General features: G+C 70.9%; 13 protein-coding genes. 3 read left to right on the top strand and 10 right to left on the bottom strand.

Translation table 11 applies throughout. From position 1 onward, the window contains the following. Positions 1-37 precede the first annotated feature (37 nt). A complete protein-coding gene (locus RVR_RS17890) occupies positions 38-655 on the top strand; it encodes a GNAT family N-acetyltransferase (RefSeq protein ID WP_202234813.1) in 618 nt (205 codons plus the stop codon). Between the two features lie 106 nt (positions 656-761). Here the strand turns inward: RVR_RS17890 and trxA are convergent, their stop codons facing one another. From trxA to RVR_RS17855, 7 genes are all read right to left on the bottom strand, one after another. Beyond that, positions 762-1,109, bottom strand: a complete 348-nt coding sequence (gene trxA, locus RVR_RS17885; protein WP_430393145.1) for a thioredoxin — start codon at positions 1,107-1,109, stop codon at positions 762-764. Between the two features lie 50 nt (positions 1,110-1,159). Then, entirely contained in the window at positions 1,160-2,110 is a 951-nt protein-coding gene (gene trxB / locus RVR_RS17880) for a thioredoxin-disulfide reductase (protein ID WP_202234812.1), read from the bottom strand. Positions 2,111-2,246: 136 nt separating this feature from the next. Continuing rightward, positions 2,247-3,200, bottom strand: a complete 954-nt coding sequence (locus tag RVR_RS17875; RefSeq protein WP_202234811.1) for an anti-sigma factor family protein — start codon at positions 3,198-3,200, stop codon at positions 2,247-2,249. Next, on the bottom strand, positions 3,197-3,964 hold the full coding sequence (gene sigM, locus RVR_RS17870; RefSeq protein ID WP_202234810.1) for an RNA polymerase sigma factor SigM: 768 nt from the start codon (positions 3,962-3,964) through the stop codon (positions 3,197-3,199). Before sigM ends, RVR_RS17875 begins: the two co-directional genes overlap by 4 nt. Positions 3,965-3,998: 34 nt before the next feature. After that, the gene (locus tag RVR_RS17865; protein ID WP_202234809.1) at positions 3,999-6,026 is read right to left on the bottom strand and encodes a protein kinase family protein; all 2,028 of its coding nucleotides are present in this window, start codon (positions 6,024-6,026) and stop codon (positions 3,999-4,001) included. Between the two features lie 139 nt (positions 6,027-6,165). Next, entirely contained in the window at positions 6,166-8,691 is a 2,526-nt protein-coding gene (gene murJ, locus RVR_RS17860; protein WP_202234808.1) for a murein biosynthesis integral membrane protein MurJ, read from the bottom strand. A 26-nt stretch (positions 8,692-8,717) separates the two neighbouring features. After that, positions 8,718-11,075, bottom strand: coding sequence for a DUF6049 family protein (locus RVR_RS17855; protein ID WP_237404812.1), 2,358 nt, complete (start codon positions 11,073-11,075; stop codon positions 8,718-8,720). A 203-nt stretch (positions 11,076-11,278) separates the two neighbouring features. On the opposite strand from RVR_RS17855, the gene RVR_RS17850 reads away from it, so the two are divergent. Continuing rightward, on the top strand, positions 11,279-12,724 hold the full coding sequence (locus RVR_RS17850) for a CCA tRNA nucleotidyltransferase (RefSeq protein WP_237404811.1): 1,446 nt from the start codon (positions 11,279-11,281) through the stop codon (positions 12,722-12,724). 63 nt (positions 12,725-12,787) lie between these two features. Here the strand turns inward: RVR_RS17850 and RVR_RS17845 are convergent, their stop codons facing one another. The 3 genes from RVR_RS17845 to RVR_RS17835 form a co-directional block, all read right to left on the bottom strand. Next, entirely contained in the window at positions 12,788-14,101 is a 1,314-nt protein-coding gene (locus tag RVR_RS17845; protein WP_237404810.1) for an MFS transporter, read from the bottom strand. A 168-nt stretch (positions 14,102-14,269) separates the two neighbouring features. After that, the gene (locus RVR_RS17840) at positions 14,270-15,352 is read right to left on the bottom strand and encodes an inositol-3-phosphate synthase (RefSeq protein ID WP_202234806.1); all 1,083 of its coding nucleotides are present in this window, start codon (positions 15,350-15,352) and stop codon (positions 14,270-14,272) included. 72 nt (positions 15,353-15,424) lie between these two features. Then, positions 15,425-16,015 (bottom strand): PadR family transcriptional regulator, encoded by a 591-nt coding sequence (locus tag RVR_RS17835; protein ID WP_202234805.1) that lies wholly within the window; start codon positions 16,013-16,015, stop codon positions 15,425-15,427. 359 nt (positions 16,016-16,374) lie between these two features. On the opposite strand from RVR_RS17835, the gene RVR_RS17830 reads away from it, so the two are divergent. Further along, complete coding sequence (locus RVR_RS17830) at positions 16,375-19,113, top strand: transglycosylase domain-containing protein (RefSeq protein ID WP_202234804.1); 2,739 nt, start codon at positions 16,375-16,377, stop codon at positions 19,111-19,113. The last annotated feature ends 104 nt before the right edge of the window (positions 19,114-19,217 follow it).

Genomic DNA, 19,217 nt, shown 5'->3' with positions numbered 1-19,217 from the left:
CTGGTTGGTTGGCTGACAGGAACGGGGTCTTCGCCAGATGGGACGTCGGCTCGCACCGCTCACCCTCGACAATCTCACCGACCTGCCGAGGCCGTGTCGGCGCTGTGTCTTCTGGGAGCTGGACCCGGTCAGCGGGGAGGCAGCCGTCACGGCGGGCCGACCCGAGCTGGAGAAGGAGTCCTGGATCTCCGCGGTGCTGCTGGAGTGGGGCTCCTGCGGTCGGCTGGTCTACGTCGACGAGATGCCGGCCGGCTTCGTGCTCTACGCTCCCGCCGCCTATGTGCCCCGCTCCACCGCGTTCCCCACCAGTCCGGTGTCCGGTGACGCCGTCCAGCTCATGACCTCCAGGGTCCTGCCGGGATTCCAGGGGCAGGGCCTCGGCCGGGTGCTCGTCCAGACGGTCGCCAAGGATCTGGTGCGCCGCGGCTTCCGGGCCATCGAGGCGTTCGGAGATGCGCAGTGGGAATCCCCGGACTGCGTGCTGCCGGCGGACCACCTGACCGCGGTCGGCTTCAAGACGGTGCGGCCGCACCCGCGCTTTCCCCGGCTGCGGCTGGAGCTGCGGACCGCCCTCTCCTGGCGGGAGGACGTCGAGATGGCCATCGACCGGCTGCTGGGAGCCGTGCAGAAGGAGCCCGCCCTGCGGCCGCTGTGACATCGGCGGGGTGACGGGGGAAGACGAGAGAGAAAACGGCGGTGGTCGTGTTCCACGTGGAACACGACCACCGCCGTCTCGTACGACCCGGTGGAGCCGGGGCAGGTCAGCTGATGAAGTCCGCCAGGTCCTTCACGAGCGCGCCCTTCGGCTTCGCGCCGACGATGGTCTTCACGACCTCGCCGCCCTTGTAGACGTTGAGCGTCGGGATCGACATGACGCCGTACTTGGCCGCGGTCACCGGGTTCTCGTCGATGTTGAGCTTCACGATGGTGATCTCGTCCGCGTGCTCGGCGGCGATCGCCTCGAGCGACGGGGCGATCTGGCGGCACGGGCCGCACCACTCGGCCCAGAAGTCGACCAGCACGGGCTTGTCGCTGGCGAGGACTTCCTGCGCGAAGGTGTCGTCGGTCACGGGCTTGGGCTTGGTGCTGCCCGTAGTGTTCTCGGCCACGGCGGGCCTCCTTGAGGGTTGCTGCGAATGGGAGGAGTGCTGACGTGAGGTCAGGCGGTCTTCTCGGCGTCGGCGAGCGCCGCGAGGTAGCGCTCGGCGTCCAGCGCGGCCGAACAGCCGGTGCCGGCCGCGGTGATCGCCTGCCGGTAGGTGTGGTCCACCACGTCACCGGCGGCGAACACCCCGGGGACGTTGGTTCGGGTGCTCGGTGCCTGGACGGTGAGGTAGCCCTCGGCGTCCAGGTCGAGCACGCCCTTGAACAACTCGGTCCGCGGGTCGTGGCCGATCGCGATGAACAGCCCGGTGACCGGCAGGTCGGAGGTCTCGCCGGTCTTCGTGTTCCGCAGGGTCAGGCTGGCGAGCTTGCCCTCGCCCTTGATCTCCGCCACCTCACTGTCCCAGACGAAGGAGATCTTCGGGTCGGCGAACGCCCGCTCCTGCATCGCCTTGGACGCCCGCAGGCTGTCCCGGCGGTGCACGATCTTCACCGACTTGGCGAACCGGGAGAGGAAGGTCGCCTCCTCCATCGCGGTGTCGCCACCGCCGATGACGGCGATCTCCTGGTCCCGGAAGAAGAAGCCGTCACAGGTGGCGCACCAGGAGACACCGCGACCCGAGAGCTGGTCCTCGTTGGGCAGGTTCAGCTTGCGGTGCTGCGAGCCGGTGGTGACGATGACCGCCCGCGCCTGGTGGACCGTGCCCGCCGAGTCGGTGACGGTCTTGACGTCACCGCTGAAGTCGACCGCGACGACGTCGTCCGGAACCAGCTCCGCGCCGAAGCGCTCGGCCTGCGCCCGCATGTTGTCCATCAGATCCGGGCCCAGGATGCCCTCCCGGAACCCGGGGAAGTTCTCCACCTCGGTGGTGTTCATCAGCGCACCGCCCGCGGTCACGGAGCCTTCGAAGACCAGCGGGTTGAGAGAGGCACGCGCCGTGTAGAGCGCCGCGGTGTAGCCCGCAGGCCCTGAGCCGATGATGATCACGTTACGGACGTCGGTCACGGATGTTTTCCTCGTCTCTGCGAACTACTGCGGGGCCCTGGCTGGACTCTCGTCCTGCCTAACGGATACTACGGGCCCCGCATTCCCCTGTCGGTACGCCGCCCGCGCGCGCGTCCGGGGCCCGGCACGGCCGTCCCTAACGACGTGGGAAGGTGCTCTGGAAGAGCACGGTGCCCGGGCTGTCGCCCGAACATGAGGCATCGACGACGTACGCGTCGACCTGAGCGCTGTCGGCGGGGTGCGGCAGCACCACGAGGTAGGACGCGGTGCCCTGGAACCGGTCCTCGCCGACCGCCAGGGGCGTCTCGGTCCGGTGGGTCGCCTTGAGCACGCAGGAGGGAGCCTCGACGGCATCGCTCCCCTGGCCCTGGTTCGCGTCCCGACTCGGCGTCGATCCGGGACCCGTGCCGGTCCCGTTGAGCATCGGGGTGTTGCCGTGCTCGGGCGCCGCGGTGGAACCGCCGTCGTCCTGGTCGGGCGCGTAGGGCTCCGCGAGCAACTGCTGCACTTGGTCCTCGATCGCCCCCGACGCCTGGGCGGAGTCCACCTGCCGGCTGGCCGAGGGATTGCTGCCACCGCCCGACGGGTTCCCTCCGGCCGACACCACTCCGTAGACCACGCCGCCGAGCACCAGGACGCCGGCCGCCCAACCGGCCGCCAGGACGATGCTCCGGCGCCGTCCGCGGCCTACCCGCTGGGAGCGGCCCGGTCCGGTACCGGCGGAGGACCGGCCGTCGGGGCCCCCGGGTGCGGTCGATGTTCCACGTGGAACACGGCTGGCCCCACCCGGCGATGTTCCACGTGGAACATCCCGCCGTGGAACGTCGGCTTCTTCACGGGCTGCCGTCGCCTCGGCGGCGAGCGCCGCGTCGATCCGCGTGGCCACGTCCGCGGGCATGGGCTCCGCTGTCGGTAGTTCACCGAGCAGGGCACCGATCTCCGTGAGGGAGGCCAGTACGTCGGCGCAGAGCGGGCACTGTGCGAGGTGCCGACGGACCTGGGCGGCCCGCTCCGGGGCGAGCAGGTCCTCGGACAGGTCGGAGATCTCCGCGACCTCGGGGTGCTGCGTGCTGTCGGGTGCCGACGTCATCGGTGTCCACCTCCGTCCTGCGTCGATCCTGTCGGTGGGACGGATGTCCCCTCCGTCCGGTTCCTTCTGCTCCCGGCGACAGGTCGCTGCCCTGGTGGCCGTTGGGCGGAGGGCCCGTCCGCGGAGGGTCCCGCCGCCGGCAAGGAGGACGGTCCGTCCGCCGCGGCCTTTGCCTCCGCCGCCTCTGCCGCCTCTGCCGCCCCGGCCCGCAGATGGCGCAGCAGCGGAAGCAGCCGGGCCCGGCCGCGCGCGCAGCGGCTCTTCACGGTGCCGGTCGGCACGTCCAGGACCGCGGCGGCCTCGGCGACCGGATAGCCCTGCATGTCGACGAGGACCAGCGCGGCCCGCTGCTCGACGGGAAGCGTGGCGAGCGCCGCCAGCAGCTCCCGGTGCAGCTCGTCGCGCTCCGCCGGCGCCTCCGCGGACTCGTGCGGCTCGATCAGCGCGTCGAGGTGCTGCTCGTCCGCGACCGGTGACGTGCGCCGGGAGGAGGCCCGGCGCACCCGGTCCAGGCAGGCGTTCACGGTGATGCGGTGCAGCCAGGTGGTGACGGCCGACTGGCCGCGGAAGGTGTGGGCGGAGCGGAAGGCGGACACCAGGGCGTCCTGGACCGCGTCAGCGGCTTCCTCCCGGTCCCCCAGGGTGCGCAGCGCGACCGCCCACAGCCGGTCCCGGTGCCGGCGTACCAGCTCGCCGAAGGCGTCGGGATCGCCCGCGACATGGCGGGCGAGGAGCTCGGCGTCACCGAGCGTGCTTCCTTCCACAGCAGGCCCCCTCCTCCGCCGGCCGCCGGCGCGGTCAGCTGCCCGTGACGTGGACCTCGGACACCTCTCCACGGAAGTGGCCGTCCGAAATGGGCGGCAGGGAGGTGAGCCAGACCAGGAGGAAGCGCGAGGACACCTTGCTGCTCGGGGTCAGCGTGACCTCCGTGCCGGAACCGTTGGCGACCTTGGTGAAGGTGCTGAAGTCGGTCGGCATGGTGGTCGTCCCCGCGGGCGCGGCCATCAGGTCGACCGACGTCTGCCCGACGAAGTCCACCTTCACGTCGCTGACGGTCTTGGCGCTGCCCAGGTCGAGGATCAGCCCGACACCGGACTTGAGGTTCCCGAACCGGGCGTCCGCGTACCAGCTGGTCTCCCAGGCGGTGGACGCGTTGCCGTCGTAGGCGAGCTTGACCTTGGTCGGGTTCTCGTCCCCGTCGGACCCGAACGGGTCGTAGTCCTTGACCGTGACGATGGGGATCGGTCCGGCGGACGGGTGCGTCTGCGCCTGGCCGCCCTTCTGGCTCGTGGGCGTGGGCGTGGCGGAGCGGCCCTCGCGGGACTGGAGGGTGTCGGCGAGCTGCCAGCTGCCCAGGCCGATGGCGACGATCAGCAGCGCTGCCACGGCCCACTTGAGAGCCTGACCGGTGCGGCCCGGCAGCGCGGGCGGCGGTCCGGCCAGCACGGTCGGCTGGCGGGTGGCGCCGGCGCCCGGCGGCGCGGGAGGACGCTGGAGCGCCGCCACACCGTAGGCGGGCGAGGGCTGCTCCGGCGGCCGGACGCGCGGGATGCCCGCGACGACCTTGGCCAGTTCCTCGGGGGTGGTGCAGGGGGGCTCCTCGCGGGAGGCGGTGGCCCCGTCGTTGGCGAGGGCGCGCATCGCGATCTCGGACAGCCCGCGGTGGACGCCGGCCCGGACCTGGTCCGGGGCGATCAGACCGACACCCTTGGGCAGGCCGGTCAGACCGTGGGCGTCCTCCTCGTACGGCCAGCGCTGGGTCAGGGCGGCATACAGCAGCGCGCCGATCGCCTCGGTGTCCTCCCGGCGCGGCTGCTCCGAGGTGAGGCCGCGCAGCGCCGCCGCGACGGCGAGCCCGCGGATGCGGTACTGGCCGGAGACCGTGCGCAGCACCGCACCGGGGTCGAGCCTCAGGTGTGCCAGGCCCTCCCGGTGGGCGGCCGCCATGCCCTGGGAGACCTGGCTGACCATCTGGTACGCCTCGTGCGGTTCCAGGGGGCCGGTCCGGAGCAGGTCCGCCAGCGAGGTGGCGTCGGGCAGCCATTCGTGGATGACGTAGACGAGGTCGCTGTCCTCGACCGCGTCGAGGACCTGGACGAAGCGGGGGTCGCCGAGCAGCGCGGCGGAGCGGGCCGCGGCCATCACCGGGCGGGCCTGCGGGTGGTCGGCGGGGAGCACATGCACGCCGACGGCCCGGCGCAGCTTCTCGTCCACCGCGCGCCAGCTACTGAAGCCGTCGACCCGGGTCACGCACTCGGCGAGCTGGTAGCGGCGGGCGAGCTTGTGGCCGCTGTGCAGGTCGGGAGCGGCGATCCGTGGCTTGGGCTTGGGCTTGGCGCCGGCCGCGGCAGCCGCGGGCGCGGGCGCCGGGGTGGCTGGGGCGGCCGCCTTGGTGGCCGTCGTGGTCGCCGTTCCGCCGCCGGCCCCGGCACCGGGCTTCGCACCGGACTTCGCAGCGGGCCTCGCGCCGGATTCCCTGCCCGACGTCGGGGCGGGCTTGGTCGCGGCGCCGGCGGACGCGCGCGCGGTCCCGGCAGGTGACACGGCGTCGATGGGCTGGGTCGGCTCGGCGGTGTCGGGGTCCTCGTCGGTCGCGGCGTCGAACTGCACGGTGTCCTGCCCCGTGCTCTCGGTCGACGGCTCGGCGATCGCCTCGGCGGCCGGCTTGGTGTCGGGCTGCTCCTGGGCTGTGGTGTCCTCGGCGGTGCCGCCGGTCTGCTCGTCCGTCGTGGTGCCGTCGGGAGTGGCGCCGCCCTGCCGGGCGGAGGACGAACCCTCGCCGCCCTCGTTGGCCACTCCGACGGCGGCCGTGCTCCGATCCGCCACCGTCGTTCCTGCCTCCCCATCCATTGCACGTTCTCACGTCACGCCGATGACAATTGTGCCCGCACTCCGGCTCTCTGCACGACACACAGCCCACCGCGATGGTTGTGCGGTACGGAACAGGAACGTCCGCTCGGGCCCGTCAGCGGCCCAGGCGCCCGCGCACCATCCCGATCATGGCGGTCATCTCCTCGATTCTCATCCGCTTCGCCGCGATCACGAACACTCCCATCAGCAGGCCGCCGCCGACGACGAGGGCGGCCATCGAGCCGACCGCGCCACTGCCGAGCGCCTTGAGGACGACGATCACGGCGATCCCGGCGAGGACCGCCGCGGGCACGCAGGCGCCGGCCAGCCGGGCGTAGGTGCGCATGACCCGCTTGCCGTCCAGGTCGCCCTGCAGCCGCGCGCGCAGCCGCTTGGCGGCCACCCCGACCCCGACCGCGTACGCCAGGCCGTAGGAGAAGGCCATGCCGACCACGGCCCAGCGGGTGGGCAGCACCAGGAAGGAGATGACGGAGGCGAGCGCGTTGACCGCGGCGACCACCACCGTGTTGTAGAAGGGGGTGCGGGTGTCCTCGAAGGCGTAGAAGCCGCGCAGGATGACGTACTGGGCGGAGAACGGGATCAGCCCGACGCCGAAGGCCATCACGATGAAGCCGATGTTGCGGGCGGACTCCGCGCCGGTGCTGGCGTACAGCAGGCCGCACATCGGGACGCCCAGCGCCAGGAACGCGAACCCGGCGGGCACGATCGCCACCGCCGACGTCCGCAGGCCGTAGGAGATGTCGTCGCGGACCGAGGCGATGTCGCCGTCGGCGGCCGCCCGGGAGATCCGGGGCAGCACCGCCGCCATCACCGAGACGGTGATGATGGCCTGCGGCATCTGCCAGATCAGCAGCGCGTTGTTGTAGGCGGTGATGCCGGTGCCCTGGTAGCCGCTCTTGTCGGCGTCGGCGCCCGCCCAGGTGGCGAGCTGGGTGACGACGATCAGGCCGGCCTGGTTGGCGAGCACGAAGAAGAACGTCCACTTGGCCAGCTTGGCGGTGTGGCCCAGGCCGTGGCCCCGCCAGTCGAAGCGCGGCCGGAACTTGAAGCCCGCGTCCCGCAGGTACGGCAGCATCGACAGCGACTGCACCACCAGGCCGAGCAGGGTGCCCATGCCCAGCAGCCGGGCGCCCTGCGGGGTGATCGTGGTGGCGTCCATCCGGGTGCTGCTGAAGGGGCCGTAGACCCAGATGAACATCAGGAAGGTGAAGATCACCACGATGTTGTTGAGCACCGGCGTCCACATCATGGCGCCGAACCGCCCGCGGGCGTTGAGCACCTGGCCCATCACGACGTGCACGCCCATGAAGAAGATCGTCGGCAGGCAGTAGCGGGCGAAGGAGATCGCCACGTCGTACGAGTCCGGGTTCTGCGCGAGCTTCGGGGACATCATCTTGACCAGCAGCGGCGCTCCGGCGACGGTGACCGCCACGATGCCGCCCAGCACCACCATGACCACGGTCAGCAGCCGGTTGGCGTAGGCGGCGCCGCCGTCCTCGTCGTTCTTCATCGCCCGGGCGAGCTGCGGGACGAAGACCGAGTTGAGCCCGCCGCCGATGGTGAGGATGTAGATCATCGTCGGCAGCACGTTGGCGACCGCGTAGGAGTCGCCGAGGGTGGCCACGCCGATCGCGGCGGCGATGACCAGGGTGCGCACGAAGCCGGTCACCCGGGAGACGAGGGTGCCCGCGGCCATGAGCGCGCTGGACTTGAGGATGTTGCCGCCCTTGCCCCCGGTGGGGGCGGGCGCGACGACCGGGATGGGGCCGGTGGCGTCGCGCGGCGGCAGTTGCCCGGTGCCCTCGCCGGGATCCCCGCCCGCCGGGACCCCGGCCGGGACCGGCTGGCCGGCCTGCGGCTGGTACGCGGCGGGGTACCGGGGATCGGCCTGCCGCGGGTCCGCATACCCGGCGCCGGCGCCCTGGCCGTACTGCCGGGGGTCGGCGTAGCCCTGCTCCGGGTACGGGTGGTCGCCCTGGTACGTGGTCGGCTGCCCGTACGGCTGCTCCTCGTACGCGGGCTGGGCGTAGCCGGCGGCTCCGGGCGCCTGCGGGTAGCCGTAGGACTGCTCGTAGCCGGGCTGCTGGGGCTGCTGGAAGTAGCCCTGCCGCGGGTCCTGCGGCTGCTGGTACGCCTGCTGGTAGCCCTGGCCCTGCTGGTGCGGGTCCTGCTGCGGCGGGGCGTAGCCGCCCTGCTGCTGGTCGCGGAAGAGGTGCTCGTACGCGTCGAAGACGGGCAGCGCGCCGGTCTGCCCGAGGTCGTCGACGTAGAGCGAGGCCGGGTTGTCGCCGTAGGTCATCTGCTGGTAGCTCGCCGGCGGCTGCTGCCACTGCTGGCCGCCGTACCCCTGGCCGCCGTACTGCTGCGCCTGCGGGGCGTACTGCTGCGGCTGCTGGTGCTGCGGCGGTTGCGCCTGCTGGCCGTACTGTCCGTACTGGTCGTAGAACTGGTCGCCGGACGGGCCGGGCCCTGCTGGGCCCGGCTGGGAGTACTGCTGCGGGTACGGCTGCTGGTAGGCGTAACCGTCCTGCGCATAGGGGTCGGGTGGCGCGGGGTGCTGCTCGGGCGGGTGAGGCATCTGGCCCGCAGCGTCGCGATCACCGTCGTACGGCGCGTTCATCAGTGCCCCACCTTATTGTCCGCTGGCTATCCGTCCACTTTCTCACCTGCCGGGGACGGCTCGGTGCTGTCCTGGCCGGTGTCAACCGCAGGGTCACCCGGGTGCTCGGGGCCGGTGCCGCCGGTGTCACCACCGTCGTCGCCGTCCACGCCGCCGCCGGTGCCGCCGTTCGCGCCGCCTTCGGCGGCCGCGTGGCGCTTGCGCTGACGATAGATCCGTACCCCGGCGAGCACCAGGAGCAGCAGACCGGCCGCGATGATCAGCATCACCAGGTCGGTGACGTTGGTGAGCTGCACCTTGAAGTCCACGGCACCGCCGTACAGCGCGCCGCTTCGGGTGTAGAGGTGTGCGGTGATCTGTGCCGGACCGTTGGCGCTCGCCGTGGTCTGGAACTTCAGGGTACGGGTATGGCCGCCGTCGATGGCGATCGGCTGCTGGGGGTCCTTGATCTTGAGCCGGATGTTGGAGTTGGAGCCGAGCCGCAGCACGAGGCCGTTGATCGGCTGTCCGAGCTCGTTCTTCACGGTGACCGGGATGGTGCCGCTGCGACCGGAGAGGGTCAGGTCGGACTTCTGGAGGATGTGGACGGAGCCGATCAGGTCGGTGAGGTAGGTGCCGACCGAGTCGCGGTAGGTCCGCTCGGCGCTGTCGTCCCCGCGCCAGCCGGTGGAGATCGCCCGCAGCATCGCGTTGCGGAACGGCACGGTCACGCGGTCCTTGATGGTGAGAATCACCACGAAGTCGTCGAGGTTGAGCTGCACCTCGTGGAGCTGCTGGAACGCTTCGGTGGGCAGTTCCCCGGCCCGCAGCGCCTTCGGGTAGGCGCTGGAGGAGGGCACCTTGCGGTTGGCCTGCGGGTCGGCCTTCGCCTTCACCGCGCTGCCGTAGCCGGCCGAGTCCGCCCACTGGCTGTCGTCCGTCGCGTCGATCGCGGTCGCCATCGCCTTCGCCTGCGCGATGCTCGGCATGCGCTGCGGCGCCACCACGATGCTGCGCTGCTTGTCCGGCGCCTCAAGGGTGATCAGCAGGCTCTGGGCGAGGTAGTCCTGGACGGCGAGGGTCGCGCTCTGCGGGGCGCTCGTGGTGCCGTCGAAGGCGGTGGAAAGGGCGGCGTCCGTGTTCACCGCCGTGGTGCCGTCGCCGATGGAGCGGGCCGAGGTCGGGGTGTAGTCGAGGGTGCTGTGCTCCCGCAGGGAGTCGTTGCGGGTGATGATCTGGTCGGCGCCCGAGGAGCGGGCCACCGACACCACGGAGGAGTCGATCGCGCCGTCCACCGGCCAGGCCACGTCGGTGACGGACTGCACGCCGAGGATGAGGTCGACGGTGGTCTTGCCGAGGGCGGTGCCGGTCTTCACCAGGTCGAGGTCGCCGGTCGTGCCCTTGGCGTGGTGGGCGAGCGAGGCGATGTCCGGGTCGCCGAACGGCAGCGCCACCACCTCGTGGCCGGCGACGGCCGTCTTGAGCGAGTTCAGCCACTGCTTGGCGACCGCCGAGCCGGTGCCCTGGGTGGGGTTGGTGACGTCGCCGCCGGAGCCGGCCACCCGGTAGGGCTTCGTCATCGCCTCGACGGTGGCCAGCAGGTCCGGGTCGACGACCCAGGTGACCGGCAGGCTGCCGCCGAGCTTGACCATCTCGCCGAGCCGGCCGTTCGGCTTGAGCTCCTTGACCAGGTCGTCGTCGGTGAAGATCGGGCTCTGCTGGGAGTCGCTGTCGCCGCGCGGGTCGATGTGCGGCCGGTCGGTCAGCGGCCACAGGTTGGTGATCTTGGTCGGCTCCGCGCCGCTGCTGTCGCCGTACCAGGGCAGGAAGATCCGCTTGATGCCGAGGACGTGGTCGGCGGGCACCTCGGCGTTCAGGCCGTCCAGGGCGATGCCGACGACGTACACGCCTCCGGAGTCGCCGAAGTAGAGGGCGCTGACCGGGATCTTCATGGAGAACGGCGCGCTCTGCCCGGGCGCGAGGTCCGGCATCGTGACCTGGTGGCCGTTGATGTCCTTGCCGTCCAGGGAGACGTCGAAGCCGGTCCTGGCCTCCTCGCTCTCCAGCGCGCTGCGGGTGTGCAGCGCCCCGCCGGGCGCCACGTGGGCGGCCATCCGCGCGTCGGTGATCTTCGACTTGCCGTTGTTCACCACGGTCCCGCTCACCGTGATCGAACCGCCCGGGGTCGGGATCTGCGGGTCGAGTCCGTTGACGCTCACCGTGGCCGCACGCGAGCCGGTGGCGGCCGTGGCGGCGAGTCGGGGGGCGGCGTGCGAGGCGGTGGCTCCCGCGGCCTGCAGCAGGCCCGTGAGGAGCGCCGCGCCCGCGAGCAGTGCTGTGCCCCGCAGCAGCCGTCGGCGCGGTCCCGTCGGAGCCCTACCGGCTGCCTGTGCCGCCTCGCCCACGCGCTCGCCCGTCCCTTGTTCGTCGTCTGCCGGTGGCTGCCACCGGTCGGTCGTTCGTGTGTGTTGTGCGTCCTGCGGAAGTGCGTGGTGGCATGTTAACGAGCGCGGCGGTGTCCCAGTGCCGTGCGTCCGCCACAGCCGGGCCACAGCTCCTGGGAAAGCGGGGCGCCAGGGCCCGCCCGCGCCCCGTACCCTTTGACGTTGTGCCGAACGTCAGCAACGCCGCCCAGACCCCGCAGGCCCACCACCGCGTCGAGCCGGTGGCCGAAGACCTCGGCCGGCTGTTCAGCGCCGCCGGCTTCCGGCTCGCCCTGGTCGGCGGATCGGTCCGGGACACCCTGCTCGGCCGGCTCGGCAACGACCTGGACTTCACCACCGACGCCCGGCCCGAGCAGGTGCTGAGGATCCTGCGGCCGTGGGCGGACGCGGTGTGGGAGGTCGGCATCGCCTTCGGCACGGTCGGTGCGCGCAAGGACGTGCCCGCCGGCGGGGGCGAGGGGCCCAGGAGCTTCCAGGTCGAGGTCACCACCTACCGCTCGGAGGTGTACGACCGGACCTCGCGCAAGCCGGAGGTGTCCTACGGCGACACCATCGAGGAGGACCTGGTCCGCCGGGACTTCACGGTGAACGCGATGGCCGTGGCGCTGCCCGAGACCGAGTTCGTGGACCCCCACCACGGTCTGGACGACCTGGCCGCGCGGGTGCTGCGCACGCCGGGGACCCCGGAGTCGTCGTTCTCCGACGACCCGCTGCGGATGATGCGGGCCGCCCGGTTCGCCGCGCAGCTCGACTTCGAGGTGGCCCCCGAGGTCGTCGCCGCGATGACGGCGATGGCCGACCGGATCACGATCGTGTCCGCGGAGCGGGTCCGGGACGAGCTGAACAAGCTGCTGCTCTCCGACCACCCCCGCAAGGGCCTGCGGCTGCTGGTGGAGACCGGGCTCGCCGACCAGGTGCTGCCCGAGCTGTCGGCGCTGCGGCTGGAGCGCGACGAGCACTTCCGCCACAAGGACGTCTACGAGCACACCCTGACCGTGCTGGAACAGGCCATCGACCTGGAGACCGACGGCCCCGACCTGGTGCTGCGGCTGGCCGCGTTGCTGCACGACATCGGCAAGCCCCGCACCCGGCGGTTCGAGCCGGACGGCCGGGTCTCCTTCCACCACCACGAAGTGGTGGGCGCCAAGATGACCAAGTCCCGCATGACGAAACTGAAGTACCCCAACGAGCTGGTGAAGGACGTCTCCCGGCTCGTCGAGCTGCACCTGCGTTTCCACGGCTACGGCAGCGGCGAGTGGACGGACTCGGCCGTCCGCCGGTACGTACGCGACGCCGGTCCGCTGCTGGAGCGGCTGCACAAGCTGACCCGTTCCGACTGCACGACCCGCAACAAGCGCAAGGCCGCCGCGCTGTCGCGTACCTACGACGGGCTGGAGGCGCGCATCGCCGAGCTCCAGGAGCAGGAGGAACTGGACGCGATCCGTCCGGATCTGGACGGCAACCAGATCATGGGTATCCTCGGCGTCCCGCCGGGGCCGGTGGTCGGCAAGGCGTACCAGCACCTGCTGGAGCTGCGGCTGGAGAACGGCCCGCTCGGTGAGGACGCGGCCGTGGCGGCGCTCAAGGAGTGGTGGGCGGCGCAGGACTGACCCTGGGCGGGGCCGCGCCATGTTCCACGTGGAACATCCCGCGGCCCCGCCGGCTGCTCGACCTCAGCCGTTCTCCTCCGCTCCCTGTTCCACGTGGAACATGGCGGGCCGATGTTCCACGTGGAACATCGCGTATCCGACCACCGCGTAGATCAGTGCCAGCGCGACCACCAGCGACGAGGAACGGCCGTCCGCGGGCAGAACCAGGGCGGCGAGCGCGGCGGCACCGACGAAGGAGACGTTGAACGCCACGTCGTACAGCGAGAAGACCCGGCCGCGGTAGGTGTCGTCGACGTGGGTCTGCACGACGGTGTCCGTGGCGATCTTCGCCCCCTGTGTGGTGACACCGAGCGCGAAGGCCGCCACCATCATCGGCGCCTCGGAGAACGGCAGTGCCAGCGGCGGCAGCAGGACGGCGGAGGCGGCCGAGCAGATGGTGATCCATCCGCTGGTGCCGAACCGCGCGGTCGTCCACCGGGTGATGACCGCGGCGGCGAGGAAGCCGGCGGCGGACAGGCCGAGGGCGACCCCGAGCAGCGCCAGTCCGGCGTCGCTGTCGGACGGGTCGGACCAGGCGTACCGGCAGAGCATCAGCAGGGTGACCGTCAGGGCGCCGTAGCAGAAGCGCATCGCGGTCATCGCCGAGAGCGCCTGGCGGGCGGCCGGCCGCTGCCGCAGGTGCCCCAGCCCTGCGGCGAGGCCGCGCGCGGTGCCGACGAGTTCGGCGACCACCCGGGTGCGGCCGCCGCGGATGTCCGGGCCGAGCAGGTCGCGGCCGAGGGTGAGCGCGGACAGGCCCGCGCACAGGTACAGCGCGGCGGCCAGCAGCACGGTGGCGGCGTCGGCGCCCGAGCCGGCGGTGTGGAAGAGGTGCACCACGAACGCGGCGCCACCGCCCACCGTGGCGGCGAGCGTGCCCGCCGTGGGCGACAGCGAGTTCGCCGTCACCAGGTGCGCGCCGTCCACCACGCGCGGCAGGGCGGCCGACAGCCCCGCGAGCACGAACCGGTTGACGCCGGTGACCGACAGCGCGGACAGGTAGAAGAGCCAGTCCGGCACGTGGACGAGGATCAGCGCGGCGGTGCCGCAGCACAGTACGGCCCGTAGCGCGTTGCAGTACAGGAGCACCTGGCGCCGCCGCCAGCGGTCGAGGAGCACGCCGGTGAACGGGCCGAGCAGGGAGTACGGCAGCAGCAGCACCGCCATCGCGGAGGCGACCGCCCCCGGGGACGCCTGCTTCTCCGGTGAGAACACCACGTACGCGGCCAGCGCGACCTGGAACACGCCGTCGGAGAGCTGCGACAGCAGCCGTACCGCCAGCAGCCGCCGGAAGTCCGGCAGCCGCAGCAGCACCCGGAGGTCACGCAGAACACCCATGTGCACACCTTCACACGACGGACAGGGCCCCGGGGACGCACCCCGGGGCCCTGCTCGGTCGATCCGGTCGGTCCGCCGGCCGTCAGGCCCACCGACCGTCACCTCGTGCTTCCGCCGGCCACCGTTCCAGCGTCGGACGCTGCCGCGGTGGCCGCCGGTGCGGACGGGTCAGCGCTCGACGTCGCCGCGGATGAACTTCTCGACGTTCTCGCGCGCCTGGTCGTCGAAGTACTGCACCGGCGGGGACTTCATGAAGTACGAGGACGCCGACAGGATCGGGCCGCCGATGCCGCGGTCCTTGGCGATCTTCGCGGCGCGCAGCGCGTCGATGATGACGCCGGCGGAGTTCGGGGAGTCCCAGACCTCCAGCTTGTACTCCAGGTTCAGCGGGACGTCGCCGAACGCGCGGCCCTCGAGGCGGACGTACGCCCACTTGCGGTCGTCGAGCCACTGCACGTAGTCGGACGGGCCGATGTGCACGTTCTTGGCGCCGAGGTCGCGGTCCGGGATCTGCGAGGTGACGGCCTGCGTCTTGGAGATCTTCTTGGACTCCAGGCGCTCGCGCTCCAGCATGTTCTTGAAGTCCATGTTGCCGCCGACGTTCAGCTGCATGGTGCGCTCCAGCACCACACCGCGGTCCTCGAAGAGCTTCGCCAGCACGCGGTGCGTGATGGTCGCGCCCACCTGGGACTTGATGTCGTCACCGACGATCGGCACGCCGGCCTCGGTGAACTTGTCCGCCCACTCCTTGGTGCCGGCGATGAACACCGGGAGGGCGTTCACGAAGGCGACCTTGGCGTCGATGGCGCACTGGGCGTAGAACTTCGCCGCGTCCTCGGAGCCGACCGGCAGGTAGCAGACCAGGACGTCGACGTTGCGGTCCTTGAGGATCTTGACGATGTCGACCGGAGCCTCGTCGGACTCCTCGATGGTCTCGCGGTAGTACTTGCCGAGGCCGTCGAGGGTGTGGCCGCGCTCGACCGTCACGCCGGTCTGCGGGACGTCGGTGATCTTGATGGTGTTGTTCTCGCTGGCGCCGATGGCGTCGGCGAGGTCGAGGCCGACCTTCTTCGCGTCCACGTCGAAGGCGGCGACGAACTCCACGTCACGCACGTGGTACTCACCGAACTGCACGTGCATGAGACCAGGCACCTTGCTGTCCGGTTCGGCGTCCTTGTAGTACTCGACACCCTGCACCAGCGAGGTGGCGCAGTTGCCCACGCCGACAATGGCTACGCGGACCGAACCCATACCGGTTGCTCCTTGTGAAATAGTCACGCGGTTCCCCGATCCCGGGTCGGCCGCCGTTCTCTTGGTTGTTGTCTAGTCGTCCCGCTCGGAGAGCGGACGCTCCACGCGTCCGGCCCGCTCGGTCTCGATCAGCTCGTTGAGCCACCGGACCTCGCGCTCCACCGACTCCATGCCGTGCCGCTGCAGCTCGAGCGTGTAGTCGTCGAGCCGCTCCCGGGTGCGGGCCAGCGACCCGCGCATCCTCTCCAGGCGTTCTTCCAGGCGGCTGCGCCGCCCTTCGAGCACCCTCATCCGGACGTCCTTCGACGTCTGGCCGAAGAAGGCGAACCGGGCGGCGAAGTGCTCGTCCTCCCAGGCATCGGGGCCGGAGTTGGCGAGCAGCTCCTCGAAGTGCTCCTTGCCCGCGGCCGTCAACCGGTAGACGATCTTCGCCCGGCGACCGGCGAGGGGCGTGGCCAGCGGGTCGCCGTCCAGCGCGGATTCCTCGATCAGCCACCCCTGGGCGACCAGCATCTTCAGGCACGGGTACAACGTCCCGTAGCTGAAGGCGCGGAACACCCCGAGCGATGTGTTGAGCCGCTTGCGCAGCTCGTAGCCGTGCATCGGGGACTCACGCAGCAGACCGAGAACCGCGAACTCGAGGATTCCGGAGCGCTTGCTCAATCCCTCGTCCCCTCGGTTCTCGATCGGAAGTGCCGCGTGTGTGTCGACCCGATGTATCGAGTCGATACATCGTGACGATAGAACGGGCCGAGACGTCATGCAAGGCGAGGCACGGTGACCGGCGTCACATCGGCAAACCTGTGAGCAGCCAACTGCCCGATATGTGACGAACGTTCGTGCCGAGCGGCATTTGACCGTGCGTACTCTGTTCGCCATGCGGAGCACCGGGAACCCCGTGGCGTCAAGACGCGTCATGATCCTTGGTGCAGTGCGGCCCGATCCAGCCGCACGCAGGGGGACCCGACCGGAATGTCACCGATGCCTTCAGGCGATCCCGCCTGTCGAGGAGTAGCTGTTCAATGAGCGAGCACCGTCGCAAGCCGCCGCAGTCGCCCTCAGGCGGCCGTGCTGCCGCCCGGCGCGGGGGACAGCAGCCGACGCCCCCTCCCTCCGGTGGCGGGCGCGCCGCGGGCGGGACCCCTCCCGGAGACACCCCGCCGGCCGGCGGCGCGTACGCGGCGGAGTCACCGTCCGGCGGCCCGGGTGGAGGCGACGAGCGGCAGCAACCGTACGAGGGCCGCGCGGCCGCCCGGCGGGCCGCTCAGGGACGGGGCAAGGGCGGCAGGCGCCGCGCGGCGGCCGGTGGCGGTGCCGCGGGCGGTCCGGCCGGACGGGGCGGCCGCCGCCCCGGCAAGAAGCGCCTCATCGACTACCCCCGCTACGGGAAGGTGGGCTGGCGCCACTGGATGCCGTCCTGGCGCCAGGTCACGGCCCTGTGCGTCGGCTTCGTCGGCGGGCTGGTCGGGCTGATCGGCATCGCGTACGCGATGGTGAGCGTTCCCAACGAGAACCTCGCCGCCCAGGCGCAGAACAACGTCTACTACTGGGCCGACGGCAGCCAGATGATCGCGACCGGCGGCGAGATCAACCGCCAGAACATCACGATCGACGAGATCCCCCAGGCGATGCAGAACGCGGTGATCGCCGGCGAGAACAAGACCTTCGAGACCGACCGCGGCATCGACCCCAAGGGCATCGCCCGCGCGCTGCTGAACATGGCCAGGGGCGGCGAGACCCAGGGCGGCTCGACCATCACCCAGCAGTACGTGAAGAACACCCGGCTCGACCAGCAGCAGACGTTCAGCCGGAAGTTCAAGGAACTCTTCATCTCGATCAAGGTCGGGGCCACGATGAAGAAGTCCGAGATCATGGAGGGCTACCTCAACACCTCCTACTTCGGCCGCGGCGCCTACGGCATCCAGGCGGCGGCCCGCACGTACTACGGCGTCGACGCGATCAAGCTGAACCCGAGCCAGTGCGCCTTCCTCGCCGCGCTGCTCAAGGGCCCGACGTACTACGACCCGGCGGGCAACACCAGCATCGACCCGATCGCCACGGCGGCGAGCAACAAGAAGAACTCGATGATCCGGTGGAAGGACATCCTCGACCTGGAGGTCAAGGACAAGCTGCTGTCCGCCACCGATCGGGCGAAGTACACGACCTACCCGATGCCCGACCCGGTCAAGCAGAACGCGCAGATGGCCGGCCAGATCGGCTACATGGTCAACCTCGCCAAGAGCTACGTGATCAACAACAAGGTCCTCACCGCCGACCAGCTCAACCAGGGCGGCTACCAGATCCACACCACCTTCCAGAAGCCGAAGGTGGAGGCGATGGAAGCCGCGGTCAAGAAGGTGCAGAAGCAGTACATCAAGCCCGGCACCCACGTGGTCAAGGGCGAGGACATGGACAAGTACGTCCAGTTCGGCGGCGCCTCGGTGAACCCGTCCGACGGGGCGATCGTGGCCATCTACGGCGGCACCGACGCGACCAAGCACTTCACCAACAACGCCGACGAGACCGGCGCCCAGGTCGGTTCGACCTTCAAGCCGTACGTGCTCGCCGCGGCGATGACCTACGGTGCCCGGGATCCCGACGGGCCGGCCACCCAGAGCGAGAGCGAACGGACCCTGGTCTCGCCGGACAGCGAGTTCAGCGGTAAGGACAACCAGCTCATCGACGACTACACCGGCAAGCCCTGGGTCGGGTACGACAAGGACAACAAGCCGTTCCAGTGGCGCCAGCCCAACGACGACGGCGACAACTACGACCGGGTCACCCTGCGCGTGGCGCTGGACAAGTCGCTGAACTCGCCGTACGTCCAGCTCGGCCAGGACGTCGGCACGGACAAGGTGCACGACGCCGCGATCTCCGCCGGCCTGGTCGCCGACGCCTCGAACGGCCTCGACGACTACAAGAACAGCGTCACGTACTCCATCGGCACCTCCTCGCCCAGCGCGATCCGGATGGCCGACGGCTACGCCACCTTCGACAACCACGGCCGGCAGAACGACCCGTACTCGGTCTCCACGGTCGTCCACAACGGCAAGCAGATCTACAAGCACCAGCTCAAGACCAAGGTCGCCTTCTCCCCGACGGTCTCGGACACCATCACCGGCATGCTCACCGACGTGGTCAAGGAGGGCACCGGTACCCCCGCGCAGCTTCCCGGCGGGCGGCCCGCCGCGGGCAAGACCGGTACCACCGACGACAACAAGTCGGCCTGGTTCGACGGGTACACCCCGCAGCTTTCCACCTCGATCGTCATGTTCCGCCGCGACGACCAGGTGCACGACGGCAAGACCAACCCCTTCCTCGCGATGTACGGCACCGGTGGTGCGGAGAAGGTGCACGGTGACTCCTTCCCGGCGCAGATCTGGAAGGACTACATGACCTCGGCGATGTCCGGGCAGCCGAAGAAGACCTTCGAGAAGCCCACCGAGGAGATCGGCAAGGTCATCTACGGCAACGTGCCCAGCCCGACGCCCACGCCGACGATGACCACCCCGCCGACGACGACGATGACCACGCCGCCGACGACTCCCCCGACCACTCCGCCCACCACGCCGACCACGACGCCGCCGACGGAGACCACGACCCCGCCGTGCACCTCGATCTTCGGCTGCCCGACGTCGCCCACCACGTCACCCACCACCGGTGACGACGCCGGCAACGGCAACGCGGGGACGAGCAACGGCGGTAGCAACGGCGGCAACGGCGGTACCGGCCGGGAGGAGACCACGAGCAGACAGCAATGACCGCGCTGACCGCGCTGCCCGCGCCGACCGCCCGGCCGTGAGCCGGGCGCCGTACAGCCGGCGCAGCGGCATGTGAGAGCCCCCGGCACCGTGACGGTGCCGGG

The sequence above is a fragment of the Streptomyces sp. SN-593 genome (genome assembly GCF_016756395.1).
In the GTDB taxonomy this organism is placed as follows: domain Bacteria; phylum Actinomycetota; class Actinomycetes; order Streptomycetales; family Streptomycetaceae; genus Actinacidiphila; species Actinacidiphila reveromycinica.
The sequence above is the reverse complement of the archived record's forward strand: the minus strand, read 5'-3'. Positions and strand labels throughout refer to the sequence as shown.